This window comes from Pseudomonas sp. PvP001, assembly GCF_040546375.1.
GTDB lineage: Bacteria > Pseudomonadota > Gammaproteobacteria > Pseudomonadales > Pseudomonadaceae > Aquipseudomonas > Aquipseudomonas coleopterorum.
On record NZ_JBEPNQ010000001.1, the window covers coordinates 257,317 to 271,180 of the forward strand.

Below are 13,864 nucleotides of genomic sequence, written 5' to 3' on the forward strand. Positions count from 1 at the left end.
GTCAGAACTGAAAGTAGAGAAACTCGCTGGGGGCCACCGAAAACGCGGTGGCCAGCGCGAAAAAGGCCAGCACGCCGATCCCGGCACCGATCGCGGCGCTGGGCTGCCAGGCGCTGGCCGGCACTCGGCGCTGCAGCCAGTGCAGATCCGGCTTGGCATTGAGCGCCGTGCGGAAATGCCCCATCCACTGCTGGAGGTTGGGCAGCGACCAGACGAATGCCAGCAGGGCCGCGATCATGATCAAGCTGCGCAGATGCTGGGCTGCCAACTGGGCGGGCAGCTCGCTCATGCCCAGCATGCCGCCCAGCACCGCCAAGGCGCCGGTCAGGCTGGGCGCGCGGAAGAACACCATCGCCACCACCACACAGACGAACGTCAACAGCACCGCCGGTACCCGATGGACCCAGCGATCGCTGTCCACCGCCCAGCCCCGGCGCGCTTTCCAGGCGCGCCAGCCATGAGCCACCACCAGGTAGAAGCCGTGCACCAGGCCGAAGGCCACGAACTGCCAGCCCGCACCGTGCCACACCCCGGAAATGAACATGGTCAGCACGGTCGGATAGGCCACCACCCCGCAGAACGTCCCCAGGCTCATCTTGCCGCGCTTGGGCATGGGCAGACCGGCAGCCATGCGCCGACGAGTGATGCGCAGCACGATGGGGTTGTAGATGTAGCTGGTGAGAAAGCGGGTCAGCGTCATGTGCCAGCGCGACCAGTAGTCGATGACATTGCGCGCCTTGAACGGGCTATTGAAGTTGGCCGGCAGGCTGATGCCGAACAGCAGCCCCAGCCCGATGGCCATGTCGGTATAGCCGGAGAAATCGAAGTAGATCTGCAGGGTGTAGCTCAACGCGCCGATCCAGGCGTCGTGCAGGGCCGGCACGGTACCGTCGGCGGCCATGGCGAAGACCGGGGCAGCCTTCTCGCCCATGGGGTCGGCCATGATCACTTTCTTGAACAGGCCCACGAAGAAGATACTGGCGCCGATGGACAGATTGACCAGGCGCGGCCGGAAGTTGTCGCCGTCGCGGAATTGCTCGAGCATTTCCCTGTGGTGGGTGATGGGCCCAGCGATGAGGTGCGGGAAAAAGGTAATGAACAGGCAGTAGTTGACGAAGTCGTGCTCGACCACCTCGCCGTCATGGGTGTCCACCAGGTAGGCAATCTGCTGAAAGGTGAAAAACGAGATCGCCAGCGGCAGGGTGATGTTCTGCAAGGTCCAGCCCAGGCCGAACGCTTCGTTGAGGCTGCCGAACAGAAAACCGGTGTATTTGAAGTACAGCAACAGCGACAGGTTGGCGGCCACCCCCAGGATCAGCAATGCCTTGGAACGGGTGCGCAACAGTTGACCGGCCAGCACGTAGTTGAACCCGATACTACCCAGCAACAGAGGCACGTTGGCGGGGTTCCACCAGCCGTAGAAGACCAGCGAGGCGAGGGTCAGCCATACCGCCGCCAGGCGCCTGCGCCCGGTTCCCGCCAGCACGAAAAACCCCAGCAAGACCACGGGCAGAAAACCGGCAATGAATACCATCGAATTGAACAACATCGGTATGACCCCGCGGCCTGGCGCGACGAATGAAAATCTTTTGAAACCCGGCGCTCCTACTTACGCACACGGCCAGACGCCCCACACAGATGCGGTAGCAACGGCGACATGACGGAGTACGGCTCTGGATGCGATAAAAGATCGGGGCACGAAGAAAGTTCACTGCCACCGACGAACGGAAAGAAGCATCTCCCAAACTTACGCAGCGTGCAAGTCTTGCGCGCCGTGCATGATTATTAACTCAGACGGCCTACACAAAGCTTATTAAATACAGTCAATTAGTTTTTTGACGCGGCGGATTTGGCGCACGGATTATTGACATATGACCACGACAAAACATTGACTTTCTTATAAATCAATGACTTAGGAAAATCCGCGGTCAAATGTAAAATTTTTGTCAAAAATCGTGAAAAGGCGCATTGACTTACAAGGCGACGCCACCTTAAATTCACTTCAACGCCCGTAAAACCTCGCTCCAGAGACTTTTCGAAGGCAAGAAGAGCGTCTAGCCGTTCTGGCGAAAGCGCCGTTTAGGCACATGAATGAGTTGACCCACTGCTTAGGCAAGGACCGGCGGTAGCTTTAACTTCCGATGACAAGAAGTTAAGTCCGGTATCGCGTGGGATGCGGTGTATCGAGAACAGTGTCAAAAGTGTCGTTGAATGCAAGTACGGAACATGCAGTGTTATTGCCTCGCTTGGAATTCGTTTCAATGCGCTCCGCTGCAGCACGCGGAAAACAGCGTTACCCATAGGCGGTGCAAACCCCCTCCTCTTTTCAAGCGAAGGCTTCCACATGGTCGATACACATCAACGACAATCGACGATCCTCATCGATGGCTACTCGTACCTCGAAGTGTTCTCCGGTGAGCAACCCTGCCCGAGAGAGGGCACGACCATCGTGACCGTGACCTATGGCGATCGCCTGGGCTACCTCGAACAGTTGGTCGCCGACGCTCTGAGCTTCACCGAGATCGACGAAGTGCTGATCGTCAGCAATGCCGCGACCGCCCCCGTGGACGAGCTGGCCGAGCGCTGGCCGGGCCGCGTGCGAGTGATCCAGCTGGCCGAAAACAGCGGCTCGGCCAATGGCTACGCGGTGGGTATAGAAGCTGCACTGGCCAACGGCGCCGAGTACATCTGGATGATGGACGACGACAACACCCCGACGCCCGCTGCCGTGGAGTTGCTGCACGCCGAGCTCAAGCGCCTGGAAGGCGTACACGGCAGCGCCCAGGTCGCGGTGCTGGGCTTTCGTCCCGGCCAGCAGGAAGACATCGCCCAGGGCGTGCCGCTGCGTTTCGCCACCCAGCGGCCGTCGAGCTACTTCGGTTTCCACGTCGCGCAGATCCCCTACAAGCTGTGGCGTCGTCGCCCCTGGGGCAAGCGCGGCAGCAAACCGGCCGCCATGCTCAGCCTGCCTTTCGCGCCCTACGGCGGCATGCTCGGCCATCGCAGCCTGTACGAAAGCATCGGCGTGCCGCGTCGCGAGCTGGTCCTGTATGTGGACGACACCGAGTACACCCGGCGCATCACCGCCAACGGCGGGCACCTGTATCTGCTCACCGACGCGGTCATCGATGAGCTGGAGGACTCCTGGAACAACAAGGCCAACACTCGCAACATCTATGAATCGTTCCTGCTCGGCAACTCGGATTTCCGCGCCTACTACTCGGCGCGCAACCAGGCCTGGTTCGACAAACACGTGTGGCTGGCATCGCCATGGATGTACCGCCTGAACCGCAAGATCTTCAATTCGCTACTGACTTATTTCGCTCATCGTCGCAACGCCGAGGATCGCCTGGCGCTGCTGCAGCGAGCCATTCATGACGGCGAGAACTCGAAGCTGGGCATGAGTTCTACGTTTCCACTGAGATGATGATGGCTGTACCTGATTTCGCTGTGCCCTGATGGACCTGCACACCCCAGGCGCCGTCCCCGACCAGGGATCGCGGACGGCCTGTTGTGCCTAGCTGTTTCCTGCTGTTCAACTATTCGAGAGTACGCCCCATGGACAAAACGACTGTTACCAGAATTGGTGTGAGCGGAACCGGCATGATTGCACGCGCCCTGGTCCTGCTTCTGGCCAAGCATTACAAGGACGTACAGGTGACGCGGGTCCTGACCCGTCGCCCGGTACGGGAGTTGGCGAATTTTCCGTTGGACGGCGTCCTCACCAATTCGCTCGATGATCTGATCGACCACAGCGACCTGGTGATCGAATGCAGCGGCGACGTGTGCCACGGCACGGTGGTGATCGAGCGCGCGTTCAGTGCCGGCCTGCGGGTCATCACGGTGAACGCCGAACTGCAGGTCACGACGGGTTCCTACCTTGCCGGCCAGGGTTTCATCACCGAAGCTGAAGGCGATCAGCCCGGTTCGTTGGCTGCGCTGCGTGAAGAGGCCATCATGATGGGCTTCGAACCGCTGGTGTACGGCAACATGAAGGGTTACCTGAACCACAACCCGACCCACGCCGACATGGCCTACTGGTCTTCGCGCCAGGGCATCAGCATCGAGCAGACCACCTCGTTCACCGACGGCACCAAGGTGCAGATCGAACAGGCGCTGGTCGCCAACGGTTTCGGCGCGACCATCACCCGCCAGGGCATGGAAGGCCTGCCATCGACCAACCTCGATGAAAGCGCCGCCGTGCTCGGCGCCCTGGCCGACGGCCTGGGTCAGTCGATCGTCGACTACGTCATCCCCAGCGGCTACGCCGCCGGCGGTGTGTTCCTGGTCGGTCGTCACGACCGTGTCCAGAGCCAGGCCCTGCAGTACCTGAAACTGGGCGCCGGTCCCTACTACGCACTGCTGCGCCCTTTCCACCTGTGCTCGCTGGAAGTGGGCAAGACCCTGCGTCGGGTACTCAACGGCGGCGGCATCCTGCTGAACAACTCGACCAACCCCACCGTGGGCGTCGCCGCCATCGCCAAGCATGCCATGCCGGCAGGTGAGCTGATCAGCCGTGGCATCGGCGGTTTCCAGCTGCGCGGCGAGAGCGTGATCATCGACCGTCACGAAGATCATGTTCCGATCGGCCTGATGAGCCATGCCATCATGAAACGCGCAGTGGAGCCGGGTCAGATGATCACCTTCGACGACGTCGAGCTCAAGCCCAGCCGTGCGCTGGACATCGTTATGCAGCAACGCAAGGGGCCGCGCATTCTGGTCGACGACCTGTCTCTGGTGACCGGTCGTTCCGCCGCGCAGCCGCTGTTCGCTGGCGCGGAAGCCGTTCTGGGCTGACGCCCTGCCCGCTTCATCACAAAAACCCGCTTCGGCGGGTTTTTGCGTTTCCGGGCTGCGCAACGCACTTGCCCGGATCGCGCATGAACTCTCTTGAATGTCTGAGCGCGACGCATGATTCATGCAAGACGTGCGCTGCCAGGCCTCGTTTTGGACATGATTTCGCCATCGCCGCGCCGTAGCATAAGTTCCGAGCGGCCTGCCAAGGCCGACTAGACTCAACCCTAGCGCTGCACCCACAACAACAAGATCAAGGGTAGTGACGACGTGAACGACTATCTTCCCCTCAGGCTGCATGTGCCTGAACCCAGCGGCCGTCCCGGCTGCAAGACGGATTTCTCCTACCTGCAACTCAGTGCTGCGGGCGCGGTACGCAAGCCTGCCGTCGACGTCGACCCCCAGGCCACCGCCGACCTGGCAGCCAGCCTGGTGCGGGTGCTCGACGAACAGGGTCACGCACAGGGCCCATGGGCCGAGGACATTCCCGCGCAGGTGCTGCACGACGGCCTGCGCGCCATGCTGACCACGCGCATTTACGACACGCGGATGGTCACCGCCCAGCGCCAGAAGAAAATGTCCTTCTATATACAGAGCCTGGGCGAGGAAGCTATCGGCAGCGCCCATGCGCTGGCACTGCGCAACGACGACATGTGTTTTCCCACCTACCGCCAGCAAAGCATCCTGATGGCGCGCAAGCTGCCGCTGGTCGACATGATCTGTCAGCTGTTCTCCAACGAGAAAGACCCGCTCAAGGGCCGCCAGCTGCCGGTCATGTACTCCTACAAGGACGAAGGCTTCTTCAGCATCTCCGGCAACCTGGCGACCCAGTTCGTGCAGGCCGTGGGCTGGGCCATGGCCTCGGCCATCCAGGGCGACACGCGCATCGCCTCGGCGTGGATCGGGGACGGCTCCACCGCCGAGGCCGACTTCCATACCGCACTGACCTTCGCCCACGTGTACCGCGCGCCGGTAATTCTCAACGTGGTCAACAATCAATGGGCGATCTCTTCCTTCCAGGGGATCGCCGGTGGTGAAGCGACCACCTTCGCCGGCCGCGGCGTGGGCTGCGGGATTGCCTCGTTGCGGGTCGACGGCAACGATTTCCTCGCCGTGTTCGCCGCCTCGCGCTGGGCCGCCGAGCGCGCCCGCCGCAACCATGGCCCGACCCTGATCGAATGGGTCACCTACCGTGCCGGCCCGCACTCGACGTCCGACGACCCTTCCAAATACCGTCCTGCCGACGATGGCCAGCATTTCCCGCTGGGCGATCCGATCGCACGGCTCAAGCAGCACCTGATCGTCAGCGGTGTGTGGAGCGAGGAGCAGCACGCCGCGCTGCAGGGCGAGATCGAAGCCCAGGTGGGCGCCGCGCTGAAGGCGGCCGAGCAGTTCGGCACCCTGGTCAGCGGTCGGGTCGCCAGCGCCGCGACGATTTTCGAAGACGTCTACAAGGACATGCCCGAGCACCTGCGTCGGCAACGTCAGCAGATGGGAGTCTGACACCATGAACATGCCTACAGAAACACGCATCGAGCAGCACAACAGTACGGCCATCATGAGCATGGTGCAGGCCATCCGATCGGCCATGGACGTCATGCTCGAACGAGATCCCAAGGTGGTCGCGTTCGGTCAGGACATCGGCTATTTCGGTGGGGTCTTCCGCTGCACCGAAGGGCTGCAGGCCAAATACGGCCGCTCACGGGTGTTCGACACACCGATTTCGGAAAGCGGCATCGTCGGCATCGCCGTCGGCATGGGCGCCTACGGTCTGCGCCCGGTGGCGGAGATCCAGTTCGCCGACTACGTCTACCCGGCCTACGACCAACTGGCGTCGGAGGCTGCACGCCTGCGCTTTCGCTCGGCCGGACAGTTCAGCGCGCCGATGACCGTGCGCATGCCCTGCGGCGGCGGTATCTACGGCGGACAGACCCACAGCCAGAGCCCGGAGGCGATCTTCACTCAGGTCTGCGGCCTGCGCACGGTGATGCCGTCCAACCCCTACGACGCCAAGGGCCTGTTGATCGCGGCCATCGAGAACGACGACCCGGTGATCTTCCTGGAGCCCAAGCGCCTGTACAACGGCCCCTTCGACGGTCATCACGACCGGCCGGTGACGCCGTGGTCCAAGCACGCCGCCAGTGCCGTGCCCGAGGGCTACTACACCGTGCCGCTGGACAGCGCTGCCATCGTCCGGCCGGGCAGCGATGTCACGGTGCTGACCTACGGCACCACCGTCTACGTGGCGGCCACTGCCGCCGAAGAAACCGGCATCGACGCCGAGGTGATCGACCTGCGCAGCCTGTGGCCGCTGGACCTGGACACCATCGTCGCCTCGGTGAAGAAAACCGGACGCTGCGTGGTGGTCCACGAAGCGACCCGCACCTGCGGCTTCGGTGCCGAACTGGTGGCCCTGGTGCAGGAACACTGCTTCCATCACCTGGAGGCGCCCATCGAGCGCGTCACCGGTTGGGATACACCCTATCCGCATGCCCAGGAATGGGCCTATTTCCCTGGCCCGACGCGTGTCGGCGCTGCCTTGCAACGTGTGATGGAGGTCTGAATGGGCACGCATGTGATTCGTATGCCGGACATCGGCGAAGGCATCGCGCAGGTCGAGCTGGTGGAGTGGTTCGTCAAGGTCGGCGATGCCGTCAGTGAAGACCAGGTCTTGGCCGACGTCATGACTGACAAGGCGACGGTGGAAATTCCCAGCTCGGTAGCAGGCACCGTGGTCGCGCTGGGTGGCGTGCCGGGCGAGGTGATGGCGGTCGGGGCGGAACTGATCCGCATCGAGGTGCAAGGCAGCGGCAATCATCACCAGGCCGATACGCCCGTGGCCGCGGCCGATCCCGAAGAAGCCGTCACAATGGCAGACGCCCCTGCGACACCGTCAACCGCAGCGCCGGCCCGAGCCGAAGTGAAGGCCACCGCCGCGCCAGGCAAACCCATCTGCGAGGCCAGTGCCCGACCGCTCGCCTCGCCCGCCGTGCGTCAGCGGGCACGCGACGAAGGCATCGACCTCGCCCTGCTGCGCGGCACCGGTCCGGCCGGGCGCATTCGTCACGCCGACCTGGACGCCTTCCTCAGTGGCAGCCGCACGCCACAGGCCGCAGCGACCGGCGCGCCTCGCACCGATGAAGAGCGTATCGCCGTCATCGGCCTGCGCCGCAAGATCGCCCAGCGTATGCAGGAAGCCACGCGGCAGGTGGCGCACTTCAGTTATGTCGAAGAGATCGACGTCACCGCCCTGCTGTCTTTGCGCGCTGACCTCAATGCACAGTTCGGCGACACCCGCGGCAAGCTTACGCTGCTGCCCCTGTTGATCCGCGCCCTGGTGGTGGCGTTGCGCGATTTTCCTCAGATCAACGCGCACTACGACGATCAGCAGCAGGTCGTCACCCGTTACGGCGCGGTGCACATGGGCATCGCCACCCAGAGCGACAATGGCTTGATGGTGCCGGTGTTGCGGCACGCCGAGGCGGCCGACCTGTGGTTCACCGCAGGCGAGATCAACCGCCTGGCGCACGCCGCGCGCAGCGGCAAGGCGGCGCGCAACGAGCTGTCCGGCTCGACCATCACCCTGACCAGCCTGGGCGCGCTGGGCGGCATCGCCTCGACACCGGTGATCAACCGCCCCGAGGTGGCCATCGTCGGGGTCAACCGGGTGGTCGAGCGACCCATGGTGGTCAATGGCCAGATCGCGATCCGGCAGATGATGAACCTCTCCAGCTCCTTCGATCACCGCGTGGTCGACGGCATGGATGCGGCGCGGTTCATCCAGGCGGTGAAGCGTTTGCTGGAGCAGCCGGCGATGCTCTTCGTCTGATCCGTTGACATGAACTATGCCCGGTAGCGGCGGGTCGACATCCCATTGACTCACCGCTACCAGGAGCTACCCCATGCCACATGCGCCATTGATCACCCTCAACGACGGTATCCAGATCCCACAACTGGGTCTGGGCGTCTGGCAGCTCGACGACGACCAGGCCTATGCCTCCAGTGTCGCCGCCCTGAAAGCGGGCTACCGCCACATCGACACCGCCATGATCTACGGCAACGAAGCCGGCGTGGGCCGCGCCGTGGCCGAAAGCGAACTGGCGCGCAACGAGATCTTCATCACCACCAAGCTGTGGAACACCGACCAGGGCTACGACAGTACCCTGCGCGCATTCGACGCGAGCATGGCCAAACTGGGCCTGGAGCAGCTCGACCTCTACCTGATCCACTGGGCGCTGCCCAAGAAGAACGCCTATCGCGAAACCTGGAAGGCCTTCGTGCGTCTGCAGGAAGAAGGCCGGGTGCGCTCCATCGGCGTGTCCAACTTCCATCCCGACCACCTGCAGCACATCATCGACGACACCGGCGTCACACCGTCGGTGAACCAGATCGAGCTGCACCCGGATTTCTCTCAGGTCGACCTGGTCAAGTTCTGCAAGGGCCTGAACATCGTCACCGAATCGTGGAGTCCTCTGGGCCAAGGCGGCGCCCTGCTCTCGCAGCCGGTGCTTTCGCAGATCGCCGAGAAGCATGGCAAGACCCCGGCTCAGGTTATCCTGCGCTGGCACACGCAGAGCCAGTACATCGTGATCCCACGTTCGAGCAACCCGGAGCGCATCGCGCAGAACCTGGACGTGTTCGATTTCACTTTGGACGATCAGGACCTGCAAGCCATCGCCCATATCCCGCAAACCGGTCGTCTGGGCCCCAACCCCGACACTTTCGACATGGGCGCATGACAGACACACTTCGCAACAGCTGTTAAACTGATCGCCTTCCAAAAAATCGATAGACACACCCCACGGCTTCCTGCCGCGGGGTGTTTTTGTGCTGAAAGGTATTGCATGTCCTTAACCGATATACGTCGCAACGTTCTTGCAGGTCTCACCTCCTCTTTCGCGCTGGTGCCCGAATGCATCGCCTTTGCACTGGTGGCCCAGGTCAATCCGTTGATGGGCCTTTATGGCGCATTCATCATCTGTACCCTCACCGCCTTGCTCGGCGGGCGACCCGCGATGATTTCCGGTGCTGCCGGGTCGATGGCCGTGGTCATCGTCGCGCTGGTGGTGCAGCACGGCGTGCAATACCTGCTGGCCACAGTGGTGCTCAGCGGCCTGATCATGGCGCTCTTCGGCCTGCTGCGGCTCGGCAAGCTGGTGCGCATGGTGCCGCACCCGGTCATGCTGGGGTTCGTCAACGGCCTGGCGATCGTTATCGCCCTGTCGCAGCTCGAACACTTCAAGACCCACGAGGGTCAATGGCTGCCGATGAATGAATTGAGCGTGATGGCCGGCCTGGTGCTGCTGACCATGGCCGTGGTGTACCTGCTGCCGCGCCTGACCAAAGCGGTGCCTGGCGCCCTGGTGGCGATCATCGGCGTGAGCCTGCTGGTGCAGTGGCTGCACCTGCCTACGCGGACCCTGGCCGACATGGCGACCATCGCCGGCGGCCTGCCCAGCTTCACGTGGCCGAGCGTGCCGCTGGACCTGGCAACGCTGAAGATCATCGCACCCTATGCCGCCCTGATGGCCATGGTCGGGCTGCTGGAAACCCTGCTGACCTTCAACCTCACCGACGAGATCACCGAGACCCGGGGTCAGCCCAATCGCGAGTGCGTGGCCCTGGGCGTGGCCAACATCACCTCCGGCCTGTTCGGCGGCATGGGCGGCTGCGCGATGATCGGGCAGACCGTGATCAACCTCAGCTCCGGCGGGCGCGGGCGCCTGTCCGGCGTGGTCAGTGGCGTGATGATTCTGCTGTTCATCCTGTTCCTGTCGCCGCTGATCGAGCGCATCCCGCTGGCCGCACTGGCCGGAGTGATGTTCGTGGTTGCCCAGCAGACCTTCGCCTGGGGTTCGGTGAGGGTGCTGGGCAAAGTGCCCGCCAACGATGCCGTGGTCATCGTGGCGGTGACCATCATCACCGTTTTCACTGACCTGGCCACCGCAGTGTTGTGCGGCATCCTCATCGCCGCGCTGGCCTTCGCCTGGCAGCATTCGCGCGACATGCGCAGCGACGTCCATGACAACGGCGACGCCCGCGTCTACACCCCCCATGGCACCCTCTTCTTCGCCTCGACCACGCATTTCCAGGCGCTGTTCGATCCGCAGAACGACCCGGACCAGGTGTATATCGACTGTCGTCACCTGCACATGGTCGATCATTCGGCCATCGCCGCCATGGAAAACCTGGCAGCGCGCTACGGCAAGTTCGGCAAGCAGCTGCAACTTCGCCAGCTGTCTGCGCGCAACCAGCGCCTGCTGGAACGGGCTCACGCGGCCGTCACTATCGCCTGAGCCCACGGCTCCTGCGCTGCGGGACCTGCTTCGAGCCCGGCGTTTGCGAACAGTACCTCTGTGCGGCTTTCCTACAAGGCCGCACCCTTGAGGCTTGAGAGTCGCCGGGAGAGGATGGTTGCAAGGCCGCCGGTCGCGGCTCGAGACCTGAGGAGCAGTGCCATGTGCTTGAACAATAAGGAGCGTTCCATTGCCATGGGTCATCGGCCCAAGGGATCGACGCGCGTACGGTCGGATCATGGATCATGAAACGCTGGCCGCTGGGGCTGCGGCATTATCGGATCTTGCTCTGGACGCTTCCGCTTTGTGGATGTCCTTGGATCACTTGGTGGGTGCGGTACTCGGCGCATGCCTGGTGGTCAGCCAGCAGCGAGCCAATAACGGCAAGCGAAAGTTGTGCAATCTGCTGATGGCAATCGGTGTCGGCCTGCTTTTTGCGCCAATGGCAGAGACCCACATACCCCAGCTCACTTGCGGCATCGCCGCTTTTGGTTGCGCATTGCTGGTGATTCCCCTGAGCCTGAAGTTGAGAACCTGGGTCCGGCGACTGGACATCGAACAGATCCTGCGTCGCTTCAGAGGCCCTTGAATCAGCTGCAATTACGCAGGCTGGCAACTTCTCGTTGAAGTTGACGCAACAACTTTCGATCCAGAGCCACCCTGTGAACGTGCTCTTGGTCCTGAGCATCGAGTCCCTGCAGTGTGGCCAGAATGGCGACGAGCGCATCATCGGCCATCAGGGCTTGCGGTTCCGGGACCATGGCACCGCGGCCCAACAGCAACCAGTCCAGGGAAATGCCATCGGTGCGCGCAAGATCCATGCACAAGGCATAGGGAATACTGGCGCGTGCGCGCCAACTCCCCAGTGTTTGCGGGCTGATGCCCAATGCCTTGGCCAGTGCTGCATCGCTGGGGGCTGCCATTAAGTGCTTGAGCCGGTCCAGCACTTGGGTTGCTTCAGAGGTACACACGTTGATAAGTTCCGCTTGACCCACTCAATTTGAGTATATTAATTTATTCGAATTGCATATAAATATTAACCCTAGTTCTCAAATCAAGGATATTCAAGATGCAGTCCTACAGCTTACATCCATCATAACGAAATTTCCTACGTGACGCGGTGACTTGGACTTAAAGCCTTTTATCCGCTCATTGTGCAATGGCAAGACGCAGGCAGCATCAGCAATTCATTCAGGGAAGACTTACTTAAATTTTGTAGTTGACTCGCACGTCTCGGCTTCAAGAGCACGCGCGGATCATAAGGTTTGAAAAATGAGCACTTACAAGATGGTATGCCCACACTGCAAGAACAGGATGCGCATCCGCACCAGCGAAGGTACGCATGTGTTCCTGCGCGTGGCTTACCTGCAATGCACGAACGAAATCTGTGGTTGGTCGGTGCGGGCGGAATTCGAGATGACCCATGAGTTGTCGCCCAGCGGCGTGGCGAATCCGGATATTCACCTGCCCAGCGCGCCCATCGCGCTGCGCCGTGCGGCGAGCAAGCCCAGTGAAACGGCGGGCGCTGCCTGACCTGCAAACCGGCTCGCGTCGAGCAGCGCGATCAGGCGCTCGACGCATGCCGGCGGGGATCGCGGCAGGTCACATTGCATGCCTGCCGCAGGGTTCGCCGAGGTCAACCCACAGGCGTCAGTACCTTGCGCTCGTCGTGGAAATAGCCCTGAATGTTGCTCCACACCAGATCACCCATGGCCTGGCGCGTCTCGTGGGTACCGCTGGCCAGGTGTGGCAGCAGTACGACGTTGGGCAAGTCGATCAGCACCTGCGGCACGTTGGGCTCGTCCTCGTAGACATCCAGACCGGCACCGGCGATACGTTTTTCCTGCAGCGCCTGGATCAAGGCCGGCTGATCGACAACGCTGCCTCGGGCGATGTTGACCAGAAAGCCCTTGCTGCCCAACAGGCCGATACGTTTGGCATCGATCAGCCCCTCCGTCGACTTGCCCCCGGGCACCGCCAGAACCAATACGTCGCAATCGCCGATCATCGCGTCCAGATCGGCGTAGTAGTGGTAACTGACGCCGGCCTTGGGCTTGCGGTTGTGGTAAAGCACTTCCATGTCGAAGGCGGCTGCGCGTTTGGCGATTGACTCGCCGATGTTGCCCAGGCCGACGATGCCGATCTTCTTGCCACCGATCTTGCTGGCCAGCGGAAACTTGCCCTGGGTCCATTGGCCTGCCCGCACGAAACGATCCGCCTCGCTGTAGCGACGCATGACATCCAGGGTCAACGCCATGGCAGTATCGGCCACGCAGTCGTCCAGCACGGCCGGCGTGTTGGTCACGACGATGCCGCGGTCGCGTGCGGCATCCACGGCGATCGAATCGTAGCCCACGCCGAAGCTGAAGATGGCTTCGAGGTTGGGCAGCTTGCCGATCACTTCGCTGCTGGCGCCCAAGGCACCCGAAGTGACGATGGCTCTGATTCGGTCGCCGTGCTGGGCAAGCCAGGCGTTCTGATCCGGCAGTTCCCAGAAACGGGTCGCATCGAAGTGGGTTTCCACCGCCTCCTGCAGGCTGGGCAGCAGTGCCCCGATGATCAAGACGGGAACGTCGCGGGTCGATGGCTGTGTCATGAAATCCTCCTGTTTGCATCGTTGGTATTGTTATCGTACCGCCACGCGGCGCAACGACGCCACGCAGCAATGATGACCGAAGTCATCGTACAACCTGCCCTGATGTAATGACAACCGCAGCCACCGCGCAGGGGTGCGGCGCAGTCAACGGTTGTGTGCTGAGCGTAACCCACTAGAC

General features: G+C 62.3%; 12 protein-coding genes. 9 read left to right on the forward strand and 3 right to left on the reverse strand.

From position 1 onward, the window contains the following. Nucleotide 1 precedes the first annotated feature (1 nt). The gene (locus ABMD26_RS01165) at nucleotides 2–1,549 is read right to left on the reverse strand and encodes an MBOAT family O-acyltransferase (RefSeq protein ID WP_354307037.1); all 1,548 of its coding nucleotides are present in this window, start codon (nucleotides 1,547–1,549) and stop codon (nucleotides 2–4) included. Nucleotides 1,550–2,344: 795 nt separating this feature from the next. Here ABMD26_RS01165 and ABMD26_RS01170 point away from each other — a divergent pair. The 8 genes from ABMD26_RS01170 (at nucleotide 2,345) to ABMD26_RS01205 (ending at nucleotide 11,679) form a co-directional block, all read left to right on the forward strand. Continuing rightward, nucleotides 2,345–3,427 carry a glycosyltransferase gene (locus ABMD26_RS01170; protein WP_122742127.1) on the forward strand — a complete coding sequence of 361 codons (1,083 nt, stop codon included), beginning with the start codon at nucleotides 2,345–2,347 and terminating at the stop codon, nucleotides 3,425–3,427. 176 nt (nucleotides 3,428–3,603) lie between these two features. Beyond that, entirely contained in the window at nucleotides 3,604–4,797 is a 1,194-nt protein-coding gene (locus ABMD26_RS01175; RefSeq protein WP_240050046.1) for an NAD(P)-dependent oxidoreductase, read from the forward strand. 267 nt (nucleotides 4,798–5,064) lie between these two features. Continuing rightward, nucleotides 5,065–6,297 (forward strand): 3-methyl-2-oxobutanoate dehydrogenase (2-methylpropanoyl-transferring) subunit alpha, encoded by a 1,233-nt coding sequence (locus ABMD26_RS01180; RefSeq protein WP_354307040.1) that lies wholly within the window; start codon nucleotides 5,065–5,067, stop codon nucleotides 6,295–6,297. A gap of 10 nt (nucleotides 6,298–6,307) precedes the next feature. Then, nucleotides 6,308–7,357, forward strand: a complete 1,050-nt coding sequence (locus ABMD26_RS01185) for an alpha-ketoacid dehydrogenase subunit beta (protein WP_152965717.1) — start codon at nucleotides 6,308–6,310, stop codon at nucleotides 7,355–7,357. Continuing rightward, the gene (locus ABMD26_RS01190) at nucleotides 7,358–8,623 is read left to right on the forward strand and encodes a dihydrolipoamide acetyltransferase family protein (RefSeq protein ID WP_354307042.1); all 1,266 of its coding nucleotides are present in this window, start codon (nucleotides 7,358–7,360) and stop codon (nucleotides 8,621–8,623) included. It abuts the gene before it with no gap. Nucleotides 8,624–8,696: 73 nt separating this feature from the next. Next, nucleotides 8,697–9,533 (forward strand): aldo/keto reductase, encoded by an 837-nt coding sequence (locus ABMD26_RS01195; protein WP_354307044.1) that lies wholly within the window; start codon nucleotides 8,697–8,699, stop codon nucleotides 9,531–9,533. Nucleotides 9,534–9,638: 105 nt separating this feature from the next. Then, nucleotides 9,639–11,090, forward strand: a complete 1,452-nt coding sequence (locus tag ABMD26_RS01200; protein ID WP_354307046.1) for a SulP family inorganic anion transporter — start codon at nucleotides 9,639–9,641, stop codon at nucleotides 11,088–11,090. 238 nt (nucleotides 11,091–11,328) lie between these two features. Continuing rightward, entirely contained in the window at nucleotides 11,329–11,679 is a 351-nt protein-coding gene (locus tag ABMD26_RS01205; RefSeq protein ID WP_192068605.1) for a hypothetical protein, read from the forward strand. 1 nt (nucleotide 11,680) lies between these two features. On the opposite strand, the gene ABMD26_RS01210 is transcribed toward ABMD26_RS01205, so the two are convergent. Further along, nucleotides 11,681–12,061 carry a helix-turn-helix domain-containing protein gene (locus ABMD26_RS01210; RefSeq protein ID WP_354307049.1) on the reverse strand — a complete coding sequence of 127 codons (381 nt, stop codon included), beginning with the start codon at nucleotides 12,059–12,061 and terminating at the stop codon, nucleotides 11,681–11,683. Between the two features lie 301 nt (nucleotides 12,062–12,362). Between ABMD26_RS01210 and ABMD26_RS01215 the strand changes: the two genes are divergently transcribed. After that, nucleotides 12,363–12,623, forward strand: a complete 261-nt coding sequence (locus ABMD26_RS01215; protein WP_049859757.1) for an Ogr/Delta-like zinc finger protein — start codon at nucleotides 12,363–12,365, stop codon at nucleotides 12,621–12,623. 103 nt (nucleotides 12,624–12,726) lie between these two features. Here the strand turns inward: ABMD26_RS01215 and ABMD26_RS01220 are convergent, their stop codons facing one another. Next, nucleotides 12,727–13,686 (reverse strand): 2-hydroxyacid dehydrogenase, encoded by a 960-nt coding sequence (locus ABMD26_RS01220; protein ID WP_354307051.1) that lies wholly within the window; start codon nucleotides 13,684–13,686, stop codon nucleotides 12,727–12,729. Nucleotides 13,687–13,864: the final 178 nt, after the last annotated feature.

Coding starts and splice junctions, on each gene's coding strand:
- ABMD26_RS01165 (WP_354307037.1), bottom strand. CDS start 1,549: ATGTTGTTCAATTCGATGGTATTCATTGCCGGTTTTCTGCCCGTGGTC.
- ABMD26_RS01170 (WP_122742127.1), top strand. CDS start 2,345: ATGGTCGATACACATCAACGACAATCGACGATCCTCATCGATGGCTAC.
- ABMD26_RS01175 (WP_240050046.1), top strand. CDS start 3,604: ATGATTGCACGCGCCCTGGTCCTGCTTCTGGCCAAGCATTACAAGGAC.
- ABMD26_RS01185 (WP_152965717.1), top strand. CDS start 6,308: ATGCCTACAGAAACACGCATCGAGCAGCACAACAGTACGGCCATCATG.
- ABMD26_RS01190 (WP_354307042.1), top strand. CDS start 7,358: ATGGGCACGCATGTGATTCGTATGCCGGACATCGGCGAAGGCATCGCG.
- ABMD26_RS01195 (WP_354307044.1), top strand. CDS start 8,697: ATGCCACATGCGCCATTGATCACCCTCAACGACGGTATCCAGATCCCA.
- ABMD26_RS01200 (WP_354307046.1), top strand. CDS start 9,639: ATGTCCTTAACCGATATACGTCGCAACGTTCTTGCAGGTCTCACCTCC.
- ABMD26_RS01205 (WP_192068605.1), top strand. CDS start 11,329: ATGGATCATGAAACGCTGGCCGCTGGGGCTGCGGCATTATCGGATCTT.
- ABMD26_RS01215 (WP_049859757.1), top strand. CDS start 12,363: ATGAGCACTTACAAGATGGTATGCCCACACTGCAAGAACAGGATGCGC.
- ABMD26_RS01220 (WP_354307051.1), bottom strand. CDS start 13,686: ATGACACAGCCATCGACCCGCGACGTTCCCGTCTTGATCATCGGGGCA.